This window comes from Paraburkholderia caledonica (assembly GCF_000383275.1).
Lineage (GTDB): Bacteria > Pseudomonadota > Gammaproteobacteria > Burkholderiales > Burkholderiaceae > Paraburkholderia > Paraburkholderia caledonica.
In genome coordinates, this window is the sequence record NZ_KB911034.1 from 26,188 (window position 1) to 44,625 (window position 18,438).

12 protein-coding genes and 2 pseudogenes are annotated in these 18,438 nt (G+C 56.8%); 7 read left to right on the forward strand and 7 right to left on the reverse strand.

Annotated elements, in window-relative coordinates:
* Window positions 1-43: 43 nt before the first annotated feature.
* Together fumC and H281_RS0100135 are read right to left on the reverse strand one after the other, a co-directional pair.
* The gene (gene fumC / locus H281_RS0100130) at window positions 44-1,516 is read right to left on the reverse strand and encodes a class II fumarate hydratase (RefSeq protein WP_020065050.1); all 1,473 of its coding nucleotides are present in this window, start codon (window positions 1,514-1,516) and stop codon (window positions 44-46) included.
* Window positions 1,517-1,530: 14 nt separating this feature from the next.
* A complete protein-coding gene (locus H281_RS0100135) occupies window positions 1,531-3,150 on the reverse strand; it encodes an NAD-dependent malic enzyme (RefSeq protein WP_020065051.1) in 1,620 nt (539 codons plus the stop codon).
* A gap of 1,319 nt (window positions 3,151-4,469) precedes the next feature.
* On the opposite strand from H281_RS0100135, the gene H281_RS0100140 reads away from it, so the two are divergent.
* Both H281_RS0100140 and H281_RS0100145 read left to right on the forward strand, forming a co-directional pair.
* Window positions 4,470-5,849 carry an NAD-dependent succinate-semialdehyde dehydrogenase gene (locus H281_RS0100140; RefSeq protein WP_020065052.1) on the forward strand — a complete coding sequence of 460 codons (1,380 nt, stop codon included), beginning with the start codon at window positions 4,470-4,472 and terminating at the stop codon, window positions 5,847-5,849.
* Between the two features lie 47 nt (window positions 5,850-5,896).
* Window positions 5,897-6,778, forward strand: coding sequence for an NAD(P)-dependent oxidoreductase (locus H281_RS0100145; protein WP_020065053.1), 882 nt, complete (start codon window positions 5,897-5,899; stop codon window positions 6,776-6,778).
* Window positions 6,779-6,810: 32 nt separating this feature from the next.
* On the opposite strand, the gene H281_RS36685 is transcribed toward H281_RS0100145, so the two are convergent.
* The gene (locus H281_RS36685) at window positions 6,811-6,981 is read right to left on the reverse strand and encodes a hypothetical protein (RefSeq protein ID WP_020065054.1); all 171 of its coding nucleotides are present in this window, start codon (window positions 6,979-6,981) and stop codon (window positions 6,811-6,813) included.
* Window positions 6,982-7,115: 134 nt separating this feature from the next.
* On the opposite strand from H281_RS36685, the gene tnpA reads away from it, so the two are divergent.
* From tnpA to tnpC, 3 genes and pseudogenes are all read left to right on the forward strand, one after another.
* On the forward strand, window positions 7,116-7,505 hold the full coding sequence (tnpA, locus tag H281_RS0100155) for an IS66-like element accessory protein TnpA (RefSeq protein ID WP_020065055.1): 390 nt from the start codon (window positions 7,116-7,118) through the stop codon (window positions 7,503-7,505).
* Window positions 7,493-7,843, forward strand: a complete 351-nt coding sequence (gene tnpB, locus H281_RS0100160; protein ID WP_020065056.1) for an IS66 family insertion sequence element accessory protein TnpB — start codon at window positions 7,493-7,495, stop codon at window positions 7,841-7,843. The genes tnpA and tnpB overlap by 13 nt, the downstream gene beginning before the upstream one ends.
* Window positions 7,844-7,899: 56 nt before the next feature.
* Window positions 7,900-9,453, forward strand: a pseudogene (gene tnpC, locus H281_RS35340) (IS66 family transposase).
* Between the two features lie 1,385 nt (window positions 9,454-10,838).
* On the opposite strand, the gene H281_RS0100175 reads toward tnpC, so the two are convergent.
* Window positions 10,839-11,252, reverse strand: a complete 414-nt coding sequence (locus H281_RS0100175) for a tautomerase family protein (RefSeq protein WP_020065061.1) — start codon at window positions 11,250-11,252, stop codon at window positions 10,839-10,841.
* A 549-nt stretch (window positions 11,253-11,801) separates the two neighbouring features.
* Window positions 11,802-14,567 (reverse strand): ATP-binding protein, encoded by a 2,766-nt coding sequence (locus H281_RS0100180; RefSeq protein ID WP_020065062.1) that lies wholly within the window; start codon window positions 14,565-14,567, stop codon window positions 11,802-11,804.
* Window positions 14,568-14,713: 146 nt separating this feature from the next.
* Between H281_RS0100180 and H281_RS36690 the strand changes: the two genes are divergently transcribed.
* Window positions 14,714-14,866 (forward strand): hypothetical protein, encoded by a 153-nt coding sequence (locus H281_RS36690; RefSeq protein WP_020065063.1) that lies wholly within the window; start codon window positions 14,714-14,716, stop codon window positions 14,864-14,866.
* Between the two features lie 617 nt (window positions 14,867-15,483).
* On the opposite strand, the gene H281_RS0100195 is transcribed toward H281_RS36690, so the two are convergent.
* Window positions 15,484-16,338, reverse strand: a complete 855-nt coding sequence (locus H281_RS0100195) for an SDR family oxidoreductase (RefSeq protein ID WP_020065065.1) — start codon at window positions 16,336-16,338, stop codon at window positions 15,484-15,486.
* 273 nt (window positions 16,339-16,611) lie between these two features.
* Between H281_RS0100195 and H281_RS0100200 the strand changes: the two genes are divergently transcribed.
* Window positions 16,612-16,953: a winged helix-turn-helix transcriptional regulator gene (locus H281_RS0100200; protein WP_020065066.1), complete on the forward strand. Its 342-nt coding sequence runs from the start codon at window positions 16,612-16,614 to the stop codon at window positions 16,951-16,953.
* A 133-nt stretch (window positions 16,954-17,086) separates the two neighbouring features.
* On the opposite strand, the pseudogene H281_RS37600 reads toward H281_RS0100200, so the two are convergent.
* A pseudogene (locus tag H281_RS37600) lies at window positions 17,087-17,699 on the reverse strand (LLM class flavin-dependent oxidoreductase); the annotation flags it as partial.
* Window positions 17,700-18,438 lie beyond the last annotated feature (739 nt).

The following is an 18,438-nucleotide window of genomic DNA, read 5'->3' on the forward strand; positions in this document are numbered from 1 at the left end:
TCATACCGGCCCGTCAGAATCGGGTAGCCATTCTTTTACCCAATCAAGCGCCCGCTACACCGTTACCGACCATGTTGCGTGGAACAATGATCTTGTCGTACTGCTGCTCGTCGATTTCACCGGATTGCAATGCGGCTTCTTTGAGCGTCGAATCAGAGGCTTGCGCGCTTTCTGCAATGTGAGCAGCGTTCTGGTAGCCGATGACCGGTGAAAGTGCGGTGACCAGCATTAGGTTATTGTCCAGATAGCGCTTGATCTGTTCTCGGTCAAGGGCGGTGCCCTCGACGGAAAAGCGGCGAAATTTTTCGGCCCCGTCGGCCAAGATGGTTGCAGAGTGGAGAAAGTTGTTGATGATAATCGGTCGCATGGCGTTCAGTTCAAAATTGCCCTGACTGCCGGCGAACGCAATCGCCGTGTCTTCGCCTATGACCTGAATTGCGATCATGACCATCGCCTCGCATTGGGTTGGGTTGACCTTCCCAGGCATGATTGACGAGCCCGGCTCGTTAGCGGGCAACTTGAGTTCACCCAGTCCGCAGCGAGGGCCAGACGCTAACCAACGCATATCGTTGGCAATTTTCATCAACGCCACGGCAGCACCTCTATTTGCAGCAGAGGCTCGGACCATGGCATCGAGCGAACCCTGCGCCATGAACTTGTTAGGTGCGGTGACGAAGGGTTTGCCGGTCAGCTGTGCGATCTGTTTTGCAACATTGAGAGAAAAGTTCTTCGGTGCATTGAGCCCGGTGCCGACCGCCGTACCGCCAAGAGCCAGCTCATAGAGACCTTCGCGACACCGTTCGACTTCGGCAATCACGGCACGTAGCTGCGCTGCCCAACCCGACCATTCTTGTCCCACCGATAGGGGTGTGGCATCTTGCAGATGCGTACGTCCAACCTTGATGACGTCCATCCAGCCTTGCGCCTTTTCCTCGATTGCCTCGGCAAGCTTGGACAGTTCCGGCACAAGGCGCTCATCGATCAGCGACACTGCCGCGACGTGCATCGCGCTTGGGAAGCTGTCGTTCGATGACTGACCCATGTTGACGTCGTCATTTGGGCCGATTGGCTGCTGAGTTCCAAGCTCCCCATCGAGAAGCTGGATCGCGCGGTTCGACACGACTTCGTTGACGTTCATATTTGACTGTGTGCCGGAACCTGTCTGCCAGACGAAAAGCGGAAAATGATCGTCCAGCTTGCCAGCAATTACTTCGTCCGCGGCACGTATAATTGCGTCCGCTTTCCATTTTGGCAACCGACCCGCATCTGCGTTTACCAGCGCCGCAGCTTTCTTGACGATGCCGTAGGCGTGATAGACGGCCTTCGGCATACGATCGTCGCCGATTGAAAAATGCTGCAATGACCTCGCTGTTTGCGAACCCCAATACCTGTCGGCAGGCACTTCGACGGTGCCCATGGAATCAAACTCCTTCCGTTTGCCCGTGGCTTGGATGCCGATAGGATAATCGCGCATTGGCGGCTGCTTGGCATTTTCGTCGTCGATAGATGTCGTCATGTATGCAGTCTCCGTTAATAGGCCGGGGTGTAAGCCATAGCCTGAATCCAGGCACGAATGTCATTCGGACGCTCGACCGTGGCCAGATTGCGCTCGAAAATATGCTCAGCGACGCGGGTTGCAGTGGTGAGTTCCACTTCAAGAATTCCATTCTGTGCCGGGAACAACATTCCCTTGTCGCGCGACGCCTGGTCTACCTGATCAGCTGAACCCCGAGCGGCGGCGATCCACATCTTGTCGTCAATGTGCTTAGGCCGCGTGGCGAAGACAGCGAGTCCGAACGCGGGGAAAATATAGAAGTTGTTCGCTTGACCGGGATGAAACGTTTTGTCATCAATAGTGACATCTGGAAATTGAACGCCAGCGGCGAAGAGCACTTTTCCGTCGGTCCACTGATAAGCCTCCTCAGCCGTGCACTCGGCTTTGTCGGTTGGATTTGACAAGGGAAAGATGATTGGCCGATCGGTGATCGCTGCGATTCTCTTGACGACCTGTTCATTGAACAGTCCAGGGGCGGTGCTGACACCGATCAGTACAGCTGGCTTGAAAGCATTGACCGCCTCGACGAGATCGTTCGTCTCAGGCAAGTCTTTCGCGAAGGGTTTCTGCCACGGGTTTAAATCTGACCGACCCTCATACAACAGACCATTCTTGTCAAACATGGCAATTCGAGCCAAAGCGTCGTCTTTAGACAACCCTTCATTCATCATGGCCTCGACGATCATATTAGCGATGCCAATACCGGCGGATCCGGCGCCGGCGAACAATATCTTTTGGTCGGTAAGGCGTTCGTTCTTTATCTGCAGTGCGGTCGTTAGTCCCGCGAGAGTGACGCTCGCCGTTCCCTGGATATCATCGTTATAGACGAGGTACTGATCCTTGTACCGAGCGAGCAGTCGAATAGCGTCGTCGCCTCTCCAATCTTCGAAATGCACGCATACGGCTGGAAATACGCGGTTCGCCGCGGCCATGAAATCATCAACGATCGCATCGACTTCGTCATCCGGAGGCGGCTGATCCCGCATGCCAGTGTAGAGCGGATCAGCGCGCAAGGCGGCATTCGTGGTGCCAATGTCAAGATGGATTGGCAGTAGCTTCTCCGGAGGTACGCCTGCGCAGGCTGTGTAGAGTTGAAGCTTGCCGATGGGGATAGGAGCACCATTCGCACCGATATCGCCGAGGCCCAATATGCGGCCGCCTGTTGAAACGCAAATGAAGCGGATGTCCTGGTTGGGCCAGTGTCTTAGTACTTCCTCGAAACGGCCTACCATCCGCTTTGTCAGATACATACCCTGTGGGCGGCGGTAAATGTGCCCATACGTAAGGCAGGCATCGGCGATTGTCGGATCATACACAATGGGGATGAAACGGGCCGGATTCGTCATAATGACGGCATAGAAAAGCGTGATATTCCGCTCGCAAAGATCCTGAAGATAGATGTAGCGTTCGACGTCTGTCGGCTTAGCTTCCAGATGCTGGAGAACGCGTTCGGTCTGCACCGTCAGCGTGTCGATAGCAGTCGGTAAGAGTCCTTCCAACTTAAGCTCCGAACGCTCGCGCTCAGAAAATGCGGTACCTTTGTTGCGCGTCGGATCGTTCAGTACAACTACGCCGGACGTAGGCGAATCATGCATGTTCAACTCCTTAGATAAGGTCGTTCTAGCCGGAAGCACCGGCGCGATTGGTCTGCCGCGACATGTGGCGCTAATCCGAGTTTCTTTGCCGTTGCAGGACCGCTACGTTCTTCTTCTCTTATGTACCCGTTGAGACTTAGCGCTTGGGCTCCGTGAGGGGCGTGCAGCCCCCTACTGCATTTGCTTTGATTAGAACGCTGTACCCGGTCGAGGCCTAGAGCGAACCTGGCGTGGCGCTGTACTGTTCTCCAGAGATAGGCGCGCTCGCGTGCGGCTCGACTGCCTCGTTGAGGCGCAACACCAGAACGTCGGTTCGAGCAACCAGAGGAGGTGCCATGGATGTTAATTGGTCCCACGCGGCCCGATCTATCGGGATACCGACAATCCAACGTAAGGTGCGTTGTACGAAACGCTTTCCAAACGGCATGCGGTCGCTGCAATTCGAGTACAGGTCTCCAGGAGAAATTCACGAAGACAGCTTTTCTGGCTGGATACCGCACCGGCCACCCTTTGCGTCGGCTTAATACATTCGCGCGAACACGCCGTCTACGCGCCTGAGCACGTCATTGAGCCAGTTGCGAGTCCGACGCGACCCGTGACGCTTCGATACAGTGTCCGTCTGCTTTAACACGGTGAAGATCTAATCAGTAAAGTCGTCTGGACCGCGTATCCACCTCATTCCCGTTCCCGTAAATAATCACTCATCTCTAAGCTTCCCGACCGTGTGACTATTCAATTGGACGTTCCGATGGCCTGTTACGACAAGTTCGTTGGCGTGTTTCGTCTCTCTCGACGCTTACGTACGATGTCTCGAATATGAGGTCCAGTAAATGTCAAATGCTCTCAAAAGTCTGCCTGATCCTTTTGCATAATAAACTCGTCAGATGCGAGGTGACGAGAGGTAAGCGTCGTCGACGATCCGTAGGTGTACGTGAAAGGATCAGGCATGAACTTGACAGGTTTTGGCCTTCATCCCTGCCATCAACGTCCGCCACACTGAAGTGGTGGACAGTGATCTGTGTGTCAGCGCTCCCATTACGGCGCGCTGTCGGACCTTCACCGATACGCGGGTAACTGGGTTGAGGCGCTGACATGGCCATTCTGTGGAACACGAATGGCCGGACTCCGGTGTTGAGTGCCTTTTCGCCCAAATAAACCCGGAGGTGGCTTCCCGACGCGACGCGTCCGCAACAAGGTAGGCGGGTCGATAGTGCTGCTACCGCGCAACTTGACACGCCCGCGGCTTCAGGGCCCTTCCATACCACGCTGCACGATTAAATCTGCAACCAACTGCACCATAAAGGTGACAAGGAAGACACATGAACTCATCCACTTTCTCTACAGTAAATCCCGCCAACGGCGAACAAATTGAAACGTTTTCCTTCTTCGGTAAAGCGGAAACGGAAGCGGCACTCGGCCGTGCTGAAAACAGCTTCCGATCGTTTCGGAAGCTGTCCGTTTATCAACGGTCCCACCTTCTCTCAAATCTTGCCGCGACGTTAAGGAAAAACAAGGACAGGCTTGCCAAGGTGATTACGACGGAGATGGGCAAGATATCCTCTGAGGCGCTGGCCGAAATTGAGAAGTGCGCCATGGAGGCGGAGTGGTATGCCGAGCATGGACCACAGATGTTTGCTGACGTGCCGGCTACAACAGGATCGGCCGAGGCGTATGTTTCGTATTTACCGCTCGGACCTATCCTTGCGATCATGCCGTGGAATCTTCCGATTTGGCAACTGACTCGCATGGCAATTCCGACACTTCTCGCGGGCAACGTCGTCTTGGTAAAGCATTCGCCTAACACGCAGAGGAGTTCGCTGGAATTTGAGCGCGTAATGCTTGAAGCCGGCTTTCAGGAGGGTGCGTTCCAGAACCTGATACTCAAGACAGAGGATATCGTAAATGTAATCAATGATTCACGAGTGCGGGGAGCCTCTGTTACCGGCAGTGTGCGAGCAGGTTCCGCAGTCGCTTCGGAAGCGGGAAAAGTGATTAAGCAGACCATCATGGAGTTGGGTGGGTCGGACGCTTTTATCGTCTGTAAGGACGCTGATATTCCGAAAGCTGTCGCGGCTGGCATCACAAGCCGATTCAGTAATGCAGGGCAGGTCTGTCTCGCGGCAAAGCGGTTTATTCTGCTGGAAGACATCGCCGACGAGTTCGAGAGCTTGTTTGTCGAAGCGGCGAAGGCCATCCGTGTCGGCGACCCAACAGACTCGTTGACCCAAATGGGGCCGATGGCTCGAGTAGATCTGCGGGACGCACTTCATAAACAAGTTGAACGCACTGTTGCAAAGGGGGCACGAGTACTGTGCGGGGGTAAAAAGCCAGACGGCAAAGGCGCGTTCTATACACCTACTGTACTGGGTGATGTACAGCAGGGTATGGCCGCATTCGACGAGGAGATGTTCGGTCCCGTTGCGGCTATCACCCGCGTCTCAAACATCGAGGCGGCCGTTGCGGCGGCTAACGCAAGTGAATTCGGTCTGAGTGGAAACATCTGGACGAACGACGTCGATTCAGCGCGCAAGCTTGCACGCGACCTTGATACGGGAGGCGTGTTCATCAATGGCTTTACTGCTACGAACCCTCGAGTTCCTGTAGGCGGAGTAAAGAACAGCGGGTATGGTCGGGAGCTTTCTCACTTCGGCGCCCATGCCTTTGTGAACGCACAGACTGTCTGGATCGAAAACCTTTGACCGTACGTGCTAACTGCGTTCGCAAGAGCGCCGAGAGGAGTAAAGACATGAGCAACGTAGCGTTTATCGGATTAGGGGCCATGGGGTCGCGCATGGCCGCGAATCTGCTTAAGGCGGGTCACGACACGACGGTCTATGACCTGTCACAGGACGCAGTCAAGAAGTTGCAGAGCGCAGGCGCTAAAACCGCCGATTCTCCGCGAGAAGCGGCCGATGGTAAGGAGTTTGTCTTCACGATGGTTCGCGACGACGAGGTATCGCGAGCAGTTTGGCTGGATGCAACAAACGGTGCGAGCGCAGGCATGAAGAATGGAGCCATAGCTATCGAGTGCTCGACAATTACCCCTGCGTGGGCCCGCGAACTGTATGATGCTTTAGGCAAAAAAGGCATTGAAATGCTGGAGGCGCCGGTCTCCGGGAGTACTCCGCAGGCCGAAGACGCGACCCTTGTGTTTTTGGTTGGTGGTGCGGAAGGAACGCTGAAGCGGGTCGAAAATGTGCTGGCGGCATTGGGCTCAAGCACTCGTCATGCTGGGCCGACCGGTGCGGGAACGCTGGCAAAGCTGGTTACTAATACCCTGATGGGTGTTGGGCTGAGCACGATCGCAGAAATGATCGGAATGCTCAGGAGGCACGGCGTCGACGCAAAGCAGGTCCTGGATGCTGTGGCGGGAACAGCGATGTGGACTGCTCACCTCACAAATGATACGAAATCAATGCTAAGTGGGGACTTTGAGAGCAAATTCCCCATAAAGCTCCTTGCTAAAGACCTCGGCTACACCGTGACGACGGCCGGTGGCGACTCAATGGTACCGACAGTCAGTGCGGTACATAATGTGTTTCTCAAAGCCATGGACGAGAAGCTCGGCGACCTCAATATGACGGCGGTTGTCAAACTATTCGCAAACGATAAGAGGATCAACAAATAGCTTAATCGGGGGCTGTGAGTTTAAGGGGGTTGTTAGTCACCGTAATTTCCGCTCGCGCCGGTGGTCTTGACGCGAGTGAGAACCCCCTTCCAGAAGATTCGCTCCCGGATCAAAACGCTTGCCTTTTCAACGACCATCACTGCAGCCGTCAGCGGCAGCAAGGCGACACGAGGAATTTCCAAGTCGTCCCCATGCTTCATCATTACGACGCCATTTTGAAGTGCGTTGTTCGAGCTCGCGCAATCTGGCCGTTTAGTCGTAAGCAGCCGGGCATCTCATCTTGAGATTCGGTAAAGCTCTTGGGAGTATCGTGTCCACTTAACGAATAAGCGGACACGTGAACACTATCTTCGAAGAAGGCACACCCTCCGAACGTCGACGCCGGCGACGCTACAGCGAGGAGTTCAAGGCCAAGGTCGTAGCTGCTTGCCACGGAACCGGAGTATCAGTCGCAGCGGTCGCGCTCGAACACAGGCTCAACGCGAACCTGCTGCGACGCTGGGTCGATCAGGCAGAAGGCAGGCTTCCGAAGGGCCTGGCGGGCCGTCCGACAGATTTGCAACCGGTACCCGCGCCGGCATTTGTGCCGGTTGCCCTAGAAACCCGGAGCCCGCATTCGGCGGAGATCCGCATCGAAGTGCGCCGGGGAGATCAGACGGTCACGGTCAGCTGGCCGATATCGGAGGCAGCCCAGTGTGCAGCCTGGCTGCGCGAGTGGCTGCGGTGATCCGGGTCGACGAGATCTGGCTGGCTGTCGATCCACTGGACATGCGCGCCGGCTTCGACACGGCACTGGCGCGTGTGGTCAAGGTGTTCGGCGCCGCGCATCCGCACCACGCCTATCTATTTGCCAACCGCCGGGCCACTCGAATGAAGCTGCTCGTTCATGACGGGATCGGCATCTGGCTGGCAGCACGACGCCTGAATCAAGGACAGTTCGTCTGGCCGCACGCCGGCAGCGAGCCGAAGAAGCAGCACGCGCTGACGCACGAACAGTTGGCTGGCCTGGTGCTGGGGCTGCCGTGGCAGCGCATTGGGCAGGACGGCGTGATCCGCATCGTATGACGGCGACGTAAACAGTTTCGCTTCACCGGTGTGTGGCTTCTGGCAGACTGGTCTGCATGAACCTGCCCATCGATCTTGACTCCCTCAGTCCGGACCAGTTGCGTGCCCTCGCAGTGCAACTGATTGCCGAGGTGCAGGTGAAGGACCGGGAGGTCAGTGAGCGGGATCGGGAACTGCATTACCGGCAGACCCGCATCGACCAGCTGTCACACGAGATCGCGATCCTCAAGCGCCAGCAGTTCGGCCGGCGCAGCGAGCAGCTCAATAGCGAGCAGATGAGCCTGCTTGAGGAAGCCATCGATGGTGACATCGCTGCCATCGAGATGGAGCTCGAACAGCTCAAACCCTCGCCGGCTGAACGGCAACGTGAGCAGCCCAAACGCACGCCGTTACCGCCATAGTTGCCTCGCACCGACATCCACCATGAGCCTGTCAGCACGGCGTGTCACTGCGGCTGCGAGCGCGTGCGAATCGGCGAGGACATCAGCGAGAAGCTGGACTACGCACCGGGCGTGTTTACGGTGGAACGGCATATCCGGGGTAAATGGGTATGCCGCAAGTGCGAGACGCTGATCCAGGCCCCGGTGCCCGCACGCGTCATCGACAAGGGCATCCCGACCGCCGGCCTGCTTGCGTCGGTACTGGTCAGCAAATATGCGGACCACCTCCCCCTGTACCGCCAGGAACAAATCTTTAGCCGCGCGGGCCTCGCGATACCGAGATCCACGCTGGGCGCGTGGGTGGGCATGTGCGGTGTGCAGCTTCAGTCGCTGGTCGACGTATTGCGCCATGAGATTCTGCAGCAACGCGTGCTGCACGCCGATGAAACGCCAGTGCAGATGCTCAGCCCTGGCAAGGGTAAGACGCACCGTGCGTACCTGTGGGCGTAGACGTCCACTCAGTTCAGCGACCTGCGCGGGGTAGTCTACGACTTCGCCGACAGCCGCGCCGGTGCACATGCCCGCGCATTCCCCGAAGGCTGGCGCGGCAAGCTGGTGTGCGATGACTACGGCGGCTACAAGGCGTCATTCCAGCAGGGCGTCATCGAGATCGGATGCGCAGCTCATGCACGCCGAAAGTTCTTCGAGTTACACGCCATCCACAGCAGTCAGGTTGCGGGGCACGCCCTGCCGTTCTTCTCAGCGCTCTATGACATTGAGCGTGACGCAGCAGAACTGAATGTGGATGAGCGATACCGGCTTCGCCAGTCACGGGCCAAACCGGTTTACGACGCCTTGCACGAATGGCTGACCACGCAGCGCAAGCTCGTATCCGACGGCTCCGGCATTGCGAACGCTTTGGATTACAGCTTGAAACGCTGGGAAGCGCTCACGCGCTATCTCGACGACGGGAGCGTACCCATCGACAACAACTGGGTTGAGAACCAGATACGTCCGTGGGCGATCGGCCGGGCCAACTGGATGTTCGCAGGTTCGCTGCGGGCGGGGCAGCGCGCCGCCGCGATCATGAGTCTGCTGCGCTCGGCGCAACTCAACGGGCACGACCCGCACACGTATCTCAAGGACATCCTCACACGACTTCCAACACACAAAGCGAGCGCAATCACCGATTTACTGCCTCATCGCTGGCAGAATTCTCGAGCCTGCTAACCGCCATAAGACTCGGATCAACGACCCACACATCTCCGCTGCAAACGTATGGCTGCATGAGATCAAGCCATTCGTCGAGCGGTGCGAGCAACAACCCGCTTCTCTCAGAGCCACCATACGCTTCCGAAACGAAAGCAGCATCGTCCCGACTCCTATGGACAACCTGTGCGATGTGCGTAATTCCGCGAATGCGAGGGTGATTGTTCGCTCAGGATGGTGCTCCCATCCTCAGATCGATCGTGGCCGATCTGGGAAGTCTTTGCGCGCAGACGTCCTCGCCCTGAAGAAGATAATGTGTTCGGGTGTGGACAACATCGATGATCCGATCGGACCAGGTTTGCACCGAAGAGATGGCAGTGGCACTGAAAGCTGATAGGCCGGAAGCAATATTCTCCGCTTCCATCGCTTGCGACAAGAGCAGTCCGACCCACCCCGAGCAGTCAATCAACGGGGAGCTCGCGCGAAGCCCTTCCGACTTAACCCCTCTGCGGTAGCCAACCTTGCCCGTATAGCGTTGAGCAAGCTGCCACATCGTCGCTTCAAACGTCTCGAATGGCAGTGCTCATTCCTTGCGCGAGGTGGCGCATCGGCCGAATCAGACCCAGATGGTCCAACTCTACACCACGAGAATATCAAACAGCACGATCACATAACTCGTCTTCAGGCAACTCGGGCGTCAAGGTGCCATTGCTAGTCGCTTACGTTTAGTCGTCGAGTTTGCGAGGTCGTGAAAGCCGTCTTTCGGGCTGTCTGCAAGCATCGAGCAACCGCGAAACTCGTTGGACTGCATGACACGAATGCGGATCACTTGCTGGCGGGTGCCATGCAGGGCGAGCATAGCCGCTGGTCCTCGCTCCAGACAGCCACGAAGCGCATCCCAAGACGCTGTGCTGCTTCCCAGATTGCTGACACGTCCGCTGCGCCGTTTTTATAGGACCTTACGAACGCTCGCACTCTGGGCTGCGATGAACCGTGCGTCATCATGACCACGCCGCGCAAGCATACGCACCCGGTGATAAGCGCTGCCGCAAGCGTCCATGAGAACATGGCTCGCGGGCCCGGTTGGCAAGAACTCACGAGGTCGGGCCTCTGAGGCCATCGCTGTGAATCACACCAGTCGCGCGGGACAATACAGTGAATCCGGACAACGCGCCTGGCGTCCGACGCCCGTTAGGGCGGGAGGCGCCCATACCATCTAGGCTCAGCGATAACGATGCCCTGATGAACTTGCAGCTCCTGGAGCTTCGTCGAAGTCCGTCTATGTATGCCCGGGTTTCGCATTTGTTCGGGCACGCGGTTGATGACGTGACCAGACCTGCACGATCAATAGATAGGTTGAATCGCGACGATCCGGTTTCCTTCCACCGCCCGACCGTTTCCGGGCACTATGGGGCCGCGCGTAGCGTGGCCAGCGAAACCTGCAGTCCATACATGCCCCAATTAGCCTCAGGTACTTCGTTGATCGCAATGTAAATTGGAATTCGATCGCTATCTTTGCCAACGTTGTCGTGTAAGATTTTAGTAGCGTCTTTTATGAATTTTTGCTTGGATGCGCCATCCATTCCGCCCTCAAGGGCGTACACGATCAAACCGATTGGTGGAATAGTTGGAATCTCGCCGCCGCTGTAAATGGCGGTTGGCAAATGGTCGGTGAAGAACACCCAGATCCCGGCTCGAACCTTGGGGGCGTCAGAAAGGCGCTCGCACGCAATTCCAAGATCCGTGAGCGCATCCGCCACTCGAGCGCGAGCGTCGGCGGTAAAGGTTCCTTCGCGCGCTTGAACAAACAGTTTTGGCATGTCTCTTCTCCATGCTCAAGAGATTCCGTCACAAGACTCCCCTGTCTCTTACGCTGCAAAGTAAGGGGTTCTCATGGAAAACGATTATTGGGGCGCCGCACGCATAGATCGCGTCAGGCGTTCTGTAGGTAATCGATACATTCGAGGCTGCTGCTATCAACACTTGCAAGGGAGTTACGCGCTTCATCGATGCCTTGCATGCCAGCAATACACTGCGAGTATGTGCTTTAGTATCCGGCGTCTCTGCGCGGTGATGAATATCAGAAATTCTCAATTGAATGCACAATGATGTCTCGCCCACATCGTTTTGACGCCTGAGACCCCGCGGGTGGCCCGGTTTCTCGTACGATGGCTCACGTCTGCGTAATAGCATTCAACAAGTTGCTTGCAGACGTCTGTTCGACAACGGCGGTGAGGGGGCTGGCGAATCGACTTATGACGCCCGCTGGTACATCGTTGGCGCTTCTTCTGCTGATCGCTGTTTTGTTGAGCCGGCTCGTATCATCGGCCGCTCGTGCGGACACCGATGCCGAGGAAGAAGGAATCCGGTCACGCAGACTGCGCCCTCCGCTGATCAGAGCGGGCAGAATCATGCAGCGATTGTTCGTCGAATTGAATCCGCCGTAAGAAGAGCTGCAAACCCATCTTTATGGCTTGGCTTCTCGCAGCGGCGAGAAGACTTAGTGCTATCTTCCCGTCGCCCATTACTAAGGCCAATCTTGCTTCGACGCGTATCAGCTCTGGCAGGCACCACATCTCTTGGCAACGCTCGTGTTGCTTGTAAGCGTACTCGATCAACGTCGAAGCAAGGCGCGTTTCACCAAGATCCAAAGCCGCATTTGCAACCATGGAGAGATAGAAGGCTGTGCGCCTCTGATAACCGGAGGCTATGAGTTGCGTCACAAGGCTGTGCATCTCGGCAAGCGCATGTTTTTGCCCCCGAAGATGGCTAGCCACGGTGTCGTAGAAGTCTAGAATGAGCCGGAACAGAACCGCCTGATCGGAACGTTCGTGGGCACGAACACTCATAACCAGCTTCTCTAGTTGATCTGCGTCGTCGTGCCAGTATGCAATGGGCAGAGCGGCTACCGTGCAAAATATCGCCCGAGCTCCGGGAGGAAACGCGACAGCGACATCGTCATCCAGCAAAACACTATATTCTGGTGCCTTGTAAGTGACGTCTGTGAGGCACCGGACGAGTGCGCCGTACGCTTGGATGGAAACATAGCGTTCAGACCGATAGCGATTTATATCGGACGAAGGCGAGCTGTGTCCCACGCATCGGGCAAGATTGTCAAAGCCGTCACGAGCCGCTAGCGCATCACCGGCGTCAAGAGCGGCAATCAGCTTCAAACGTTCGACGTCGAAAACGACGCTGGGGTCTGAAGAGCGCTTCGCCACCGCCTGGAATTTTGTGATCTGCTCACCAAGCTTGTCGCTTTGCCCCGTTATCAATAGGTATGAGCAGTAGCCGAGGACTGTGGAGAGATAATTCGTCTCATTCCTAGCCTCCGCTGTACTTGCGATGGCTGCTGACCACGCGCGGCCTGTTGCTTCACCAAGATCACCGGAGAATGTAAGACTTCTGGCATATGAGGTGGCAACCCTTGACCTTGCCTCAGTCAGGTCTGGACGGTCCGGGACAATCTCCAGCGCCCGCCGCAGGTGTGCCAAGTGCGCGACAAGCTGTGACTGCTCGTCCCATAGCATGCCTGCCACTTCCGTCAACTTCAACACAAGCGCGGCATCGGTATCGCCGGTGGCTGCCCACTTAATTGCCTCTAGAAGATCTTCACTCCTGCTCAAGTATTGGCAACGCCATGTTTCCGGTTTGCCCCAGCGCCATTCGTCCCTGCCCTTCAGCATAATTGACAAGATCAAATTTGAGTGAAGCGTGCGTGCGCGTCGACACTCTTCCGGCGCCTCGTTTAGCCGCGCTCGCGCAAAAAAACGCTCCGCCGCAAGCAGACGATATGTGACAACGTTGCCGGTCGCGGCGACCCATACAAGTGACTTGGCGATAAGACTACTGAGCGCCATGAAGGTTTGATGCATATCCCAGCCCAGGGGACGGGTTAGTGCCACCGCGTCTTCCAGAGCAAAATGGCCAAAGAAGACAGATAGCACTCTGAACAGCGTTGCCTCCTCGGTAGACAAACGACCATAGCCGAAATCGGTCTTACCAGACACGAGGCATTGGGGATCGTCTGGCTCTCCAACCTGTGGACCATGAAGTACACGCCGAGTGACAATGTCCAGCATCTCAGCGAACGAAAACTGCGGCAGCAGATTAGACAGTGCACTCATCATGGAACGGGGTCTCCCGTCTGTGATTTGCGTCAGGCCGACGAGCGCCGGAAGGTCGTCCTCTGTCACTTCATAGCCAGCAAGATCGCGGGCGCGCTCAACAAGCATAAGAACGGCGGGGAATTTGAGTGCGGCTTCTGTGGAAAGCTTGACGCTTTCAGACCTGATCGGATAGGGAAGCAGCCCGATCCGGTGAACTCTCTCACCCGGCACCCGCAGAGGCTCAAGACTGATGGCGAGAATCGTCGACCGGCTCGGCGAAGCGAAGAAGCGCGACACAAAAACGCGCAACGAAACTGGCGCACGTTCGCAGTGGTCCAAGATTATCAGCATTTTTCGATGCTGCAGGTAGTCAAGCAGCGGTTCGGTCATGTCCGGGGCCGCTCGCAAGCCAAGCACTACTGCTATGAAGTTCGAGGCTTCGCTCAAGTCCCCAATCATCGAAAAATCGATAACAGATGAGCCGTCGCTGAATTGCGAGGCGACTGATCCGGCCGCCGCTCGTGCAACAGAGGCCTTTCCGACTCCAATCGGACCAGCAAGTGTGACGACTCGCTCAGAGGCAAGTGCACGTGTCACTGCTTCGATCTCGCTGTCGCGTCCAACAATGTTCGCCTTAGCGGGGAGAGCGGTCGTGAGCGACGCAGCAAAGAACTCGCGCGGCCCTCCTTCGTTCGTCATCAGAACCGGGGCAACAAAGCGGTAGCCGCGTCCAGCAACAGTGGCAATGTAGGTCGCATCTGGACGAACTTCCCCGAGAGCCCGGCGCAAAGCGCTGACATGAACCTTGACGTTCGCGTCCTCGACGAAGGTACTTGGCCAGGTATGTGCGATTAATTCTTCCTTGGTTATCAAATCGCCAGCGCGAGAGACAAGCAGATGCAGGATCTCCGCCGCACGCGAGCCGAGTCGGATTTGCTTTTGTCCCTTCAGGAGCGTTCGTCGTCCGGGCAGAAAGACGAAAGGCCCAAACACGAAAGATCCCTCATCGACGGTCTGCGATCGCATGTTACTTCCTTTGGCTTTGCCAACTTGCCGAAAGTGAGACGGCAGGGTTGCAGGTGCGACTACTGGCCATAAAGGAGTCGACCGGCTTTCAACGATTGACGGCATTCAACGGAACAGGCTGGGAGCTGCTTGCGATAGCGTGAAGCATGCAGGAGATGCCGCTTGAAATCGAAATGTCGCCGGCTCTCACCGAAGCAAAGAGGAAATCTCTCTTGTGGGCGGAAAACTACGCAGAGAGCAGCCACCAACCGATGCGCGAGCGGCGCATGCACGGCTTCCGCAACTCTAAACTGTTTTGACGAAAAATTCTTTCACATTCGCATGCTCCGGCATCTCCGCATTCGCCGCTGGATAGCTGCGGCAACTGATCGGTAACGATCTTGCGCGGCACCGGGCTCGAGCCTGACCCACGCTTGAAAAAACGCTTGGTCGCGGCTGTAACGCGCCGCTCTTGCAGCAACCTGGCGGGTTCGGCGCCTAAGTCCTCAGTCGCGCGCCACAGTAAGTATGGCGCACGGCTTCGGTTTGGCGAGCGAAGCCCTTGCCGAAACTTATCGCACCACCGTCGGACGCCTTGTAAGTCACGTTCACACCACGCTCATAAAGCAGTACCTCGATGCCACCGGAGCTCATCTGGAGCGGAGCTACCAGCGCACGGAGTGCTACTGATGACCGCGGCTCGAGGCGAGGTGACTGTGATAGAGCAATTCGGTTCCTTCATTATGGCATCTGACCTAACTAAAAAATTAACTTGGCAACGCCGCAAAAGGCTGCGCCGAATGTAACGGCGAGTATTTCCGACGCGTTCATGTTAAGCAAGACGTTGAGAACGGGTCGTGATTGGTGGGTCACGCGGTGGCACGGCAGCCCGATAAAACGAGCAGGGCGACCAGACGCGCTCATTCGCGAGCTCCAGTCAAACTTGCAACGCTGCCCTGATGGCGTCCGAAAAATGGGTGGTATTCCTGCCTAGGAGCGTCGCCAGATCGGACGATGAACTGTCGAGTTGTCCCGTCGCCGACTTCACTTCCGCGTCGACGACAACGTCCACGATCATCTTTGGCAAACCGTGAGCTAACAATATGTCCTCGTATTCTTTCGCGGAAAGGTGGCTGTAAGTAACCGTCTTACCAGCTACCTTCGAGAGCTCTTCGGCAAACTCTGGCAGAGTGAAAGCATGGTCCCCCGCGAGTTCATACGTCCTGTTTTCATGGCCCGGCTGGGTGAGGACCACGGCAGCGGCCTGTGCGTAGTCGCCGCGCGACGCCGCGGCGAAACGCCCAACGCTCGCGCTGCCAATGATCGTGCCACGAGCCAGTGCTGGGGCGATCGCATCTGTGCTGTTTTCCAGATACCAGCCATTCCGTAGCAGGATGAAGTTCATACCGGAAGCCTTCAGGTATGCTTCTGTTGCACTGTGTTCAGATGCGAGTATCAAAGAAGAGGTGTCAGCGCGGAGCATGCTTGTATAGGCGACAAGCTTTACCCCAGCCGTCTTTGCCGCATCTATTGCGGATTTGTGTTGACGCAGCCGTTCGCCTGGCACGACGGCCGATATCAGCAGTACCTGATCCACCCCGGCGAATGCGTCCACCAACGTTTCTGGGTCGTCATAGTCGGCTTTGCGGATCTGGACTCCCAGCATTCTCAGCCCTTCCGCCTTCGCCGGGTCACGAACTGCCGCCACGATTTGTGTCGCAGGAAGATGTTCAAGCAGGCCTTTCACCACAAGCTGACCGAGATTTCCATTTGCGCCGGTGACAGCGATCACTTTGCGTTTCCTGTTCAGTTATGGACTATCAACCCAAGCCGATTTTCGATCCCGCGCTTTATGGCGCACTGCATTGAGAACTTCCGTGACGCGCTTGGTATTCGCAAGCGGGCTGGACTGAGTCCTGTGTGGAAAGGGTGAGGCACAGTCATGGTATCGCGTTTATACTAGGTGTCAATTAGGCACCGTTATGCAACCAGGTATCATCCAGGGAACCACGTGAGCAAAACTAAAATCGATGTCCCGCCACCCGCTGTCTGCCCGAGTCGCGTAATGCTCGACCAGATTGCCGATAAGTGGTCGATGGTGATCCTTGCGTCGCTACGCGACGGGCCTTTGCGATTCAACGTGATCAAGCGTCGTATCTACGGAATAACGCAGAAAGCGCTAACGCAGTGTCTGCGTCGTCTGGAGAGAAACGGCATCGTGGACAGGCAAGTCATTACGACGTCGCCAATTTCTGTCGAATACCGGATCACCGAGCTCGGACGGTCATTGGATCAGCCCTTTCAGGCGCTGTACCTCTGGACGCTAGAGAACCTCGGAGAAGTCGAGGCCGCAAGAGCGCGCTTCGATGCTCGCGTCGCTTCTACCGAGGATGCCGATAACGAGTAGGTTTTCTGCTTATAGAGTCCGATGACCGCTCCGAGGAAAGCAAACGCGTGGCCCGACTTAGCCCTCAACGGCGGCGCACCGGCATGCCGTCACGCGCGCGGTGCGCGTCGGGATCGAGATGATAGGGCATCTATCTAAGCGAATGCCGCGCGATCCGGTCGACGCTTTGACCGCCAGAACCCACAGCCAGAATCGGCACGCCGTCCGCGCCGTCAGGCAACAGCTGCAAGGCGGGCGCGTCTTCGGGCGCGCGATTGGGGGCCAACCGAGACCCGTTTGCTGAGCGCCGCGGCGAGCGCGTCCCAGTGCGGCGATAGGGCTCGCGCCGCTCAGCCGACTTGCGGTCGAACACGGCGTATTCAGGCGGCCGGTCACCCGAACCCAGTCCAAGAATGAAGCGCCCATGACTAAAGGCACTCACCGACAGCACTGCCTTGGCAAGGCAACGGGTGGCGCAGCGCGTTAGCATAATCGCGCCGCTCACGAGTGCGATACGCTGCGTGTGGCTCGCGAGCGTGCGGAGAAAAACCCAAGAGCTGAGATGGCCGACCGGGTCCCGATAATCCGGGTGTTCAAGGGCACGTCACGAATCCACAGCGCGCGAAAGCCAACTGCTCGTCGAAATCCGCGACGTTGTTGCCTTCGAGCAGCAGCCGCAGCGTAAGGCCGAGAATGAGGGCATCGTCTACAGATACGCGGGCTGCAGCGGTATCCGCATGGTGCTGCCGTCCGTTTGCTGTCGTCAATGGTCGACTCCTTCATGCAACTGTCGAGCCCGCAGGTGCTCGGGATTGACCAGCTAATCGTCGAGCTTGCCGAGGGAACGAAGGCAGCCCGCTGTTTGCCGAGCGCTCTTATACATACCTGGCGTTCCGAGCGCTTCATCACCGCGCCAGTGTCTTTGTTCGGCGGGCCGCTCCAACACAATCGACGCTTCTCATGACTTGCGACGCCGAGCAAGGCAGCAGGATGTGCTTGCTGACTCACGGGATTACCGGGAGGCGGCGAGTCGGTTGCGTCGCGCACATAAGGGGCTATGAGTCAGGCTGGATGCTCATCCGAAAGGGTCGTATCTAGTCGCAAAAACGACCACGCCGAACACAGCATCCAAAAAAGGATTTACTAAGATTTACTGTAACCGGGCCCGGCTGCGGTGTACTTTTCTAGTCAGCCGTTGCGCAAGTAATGCTGGTAACTCGCGAAAGCGAAATCGCACTTCGCAGGAAAACAGCTTCATCAGGCTGAGCAGCGCATTCGCTCGGAGCTAATCCCGCGGCCAACGGTCCGCCGTAGGCAACAAGCAGCGAGCGACGGCTATATTCAGGCAGGTCCCCAGAAGAGACCAACTAGTTGGTCGGACGACTCTGCAAGTGCACGTATACAAAGGATACCTAACGAGCAGTCGTCGCATCAAGGTGAGCGGTGTCAACCGGCATTCATTTTTTAGCGACGCAACGAAGCTTGGACGATTGATCCGCAACGTCC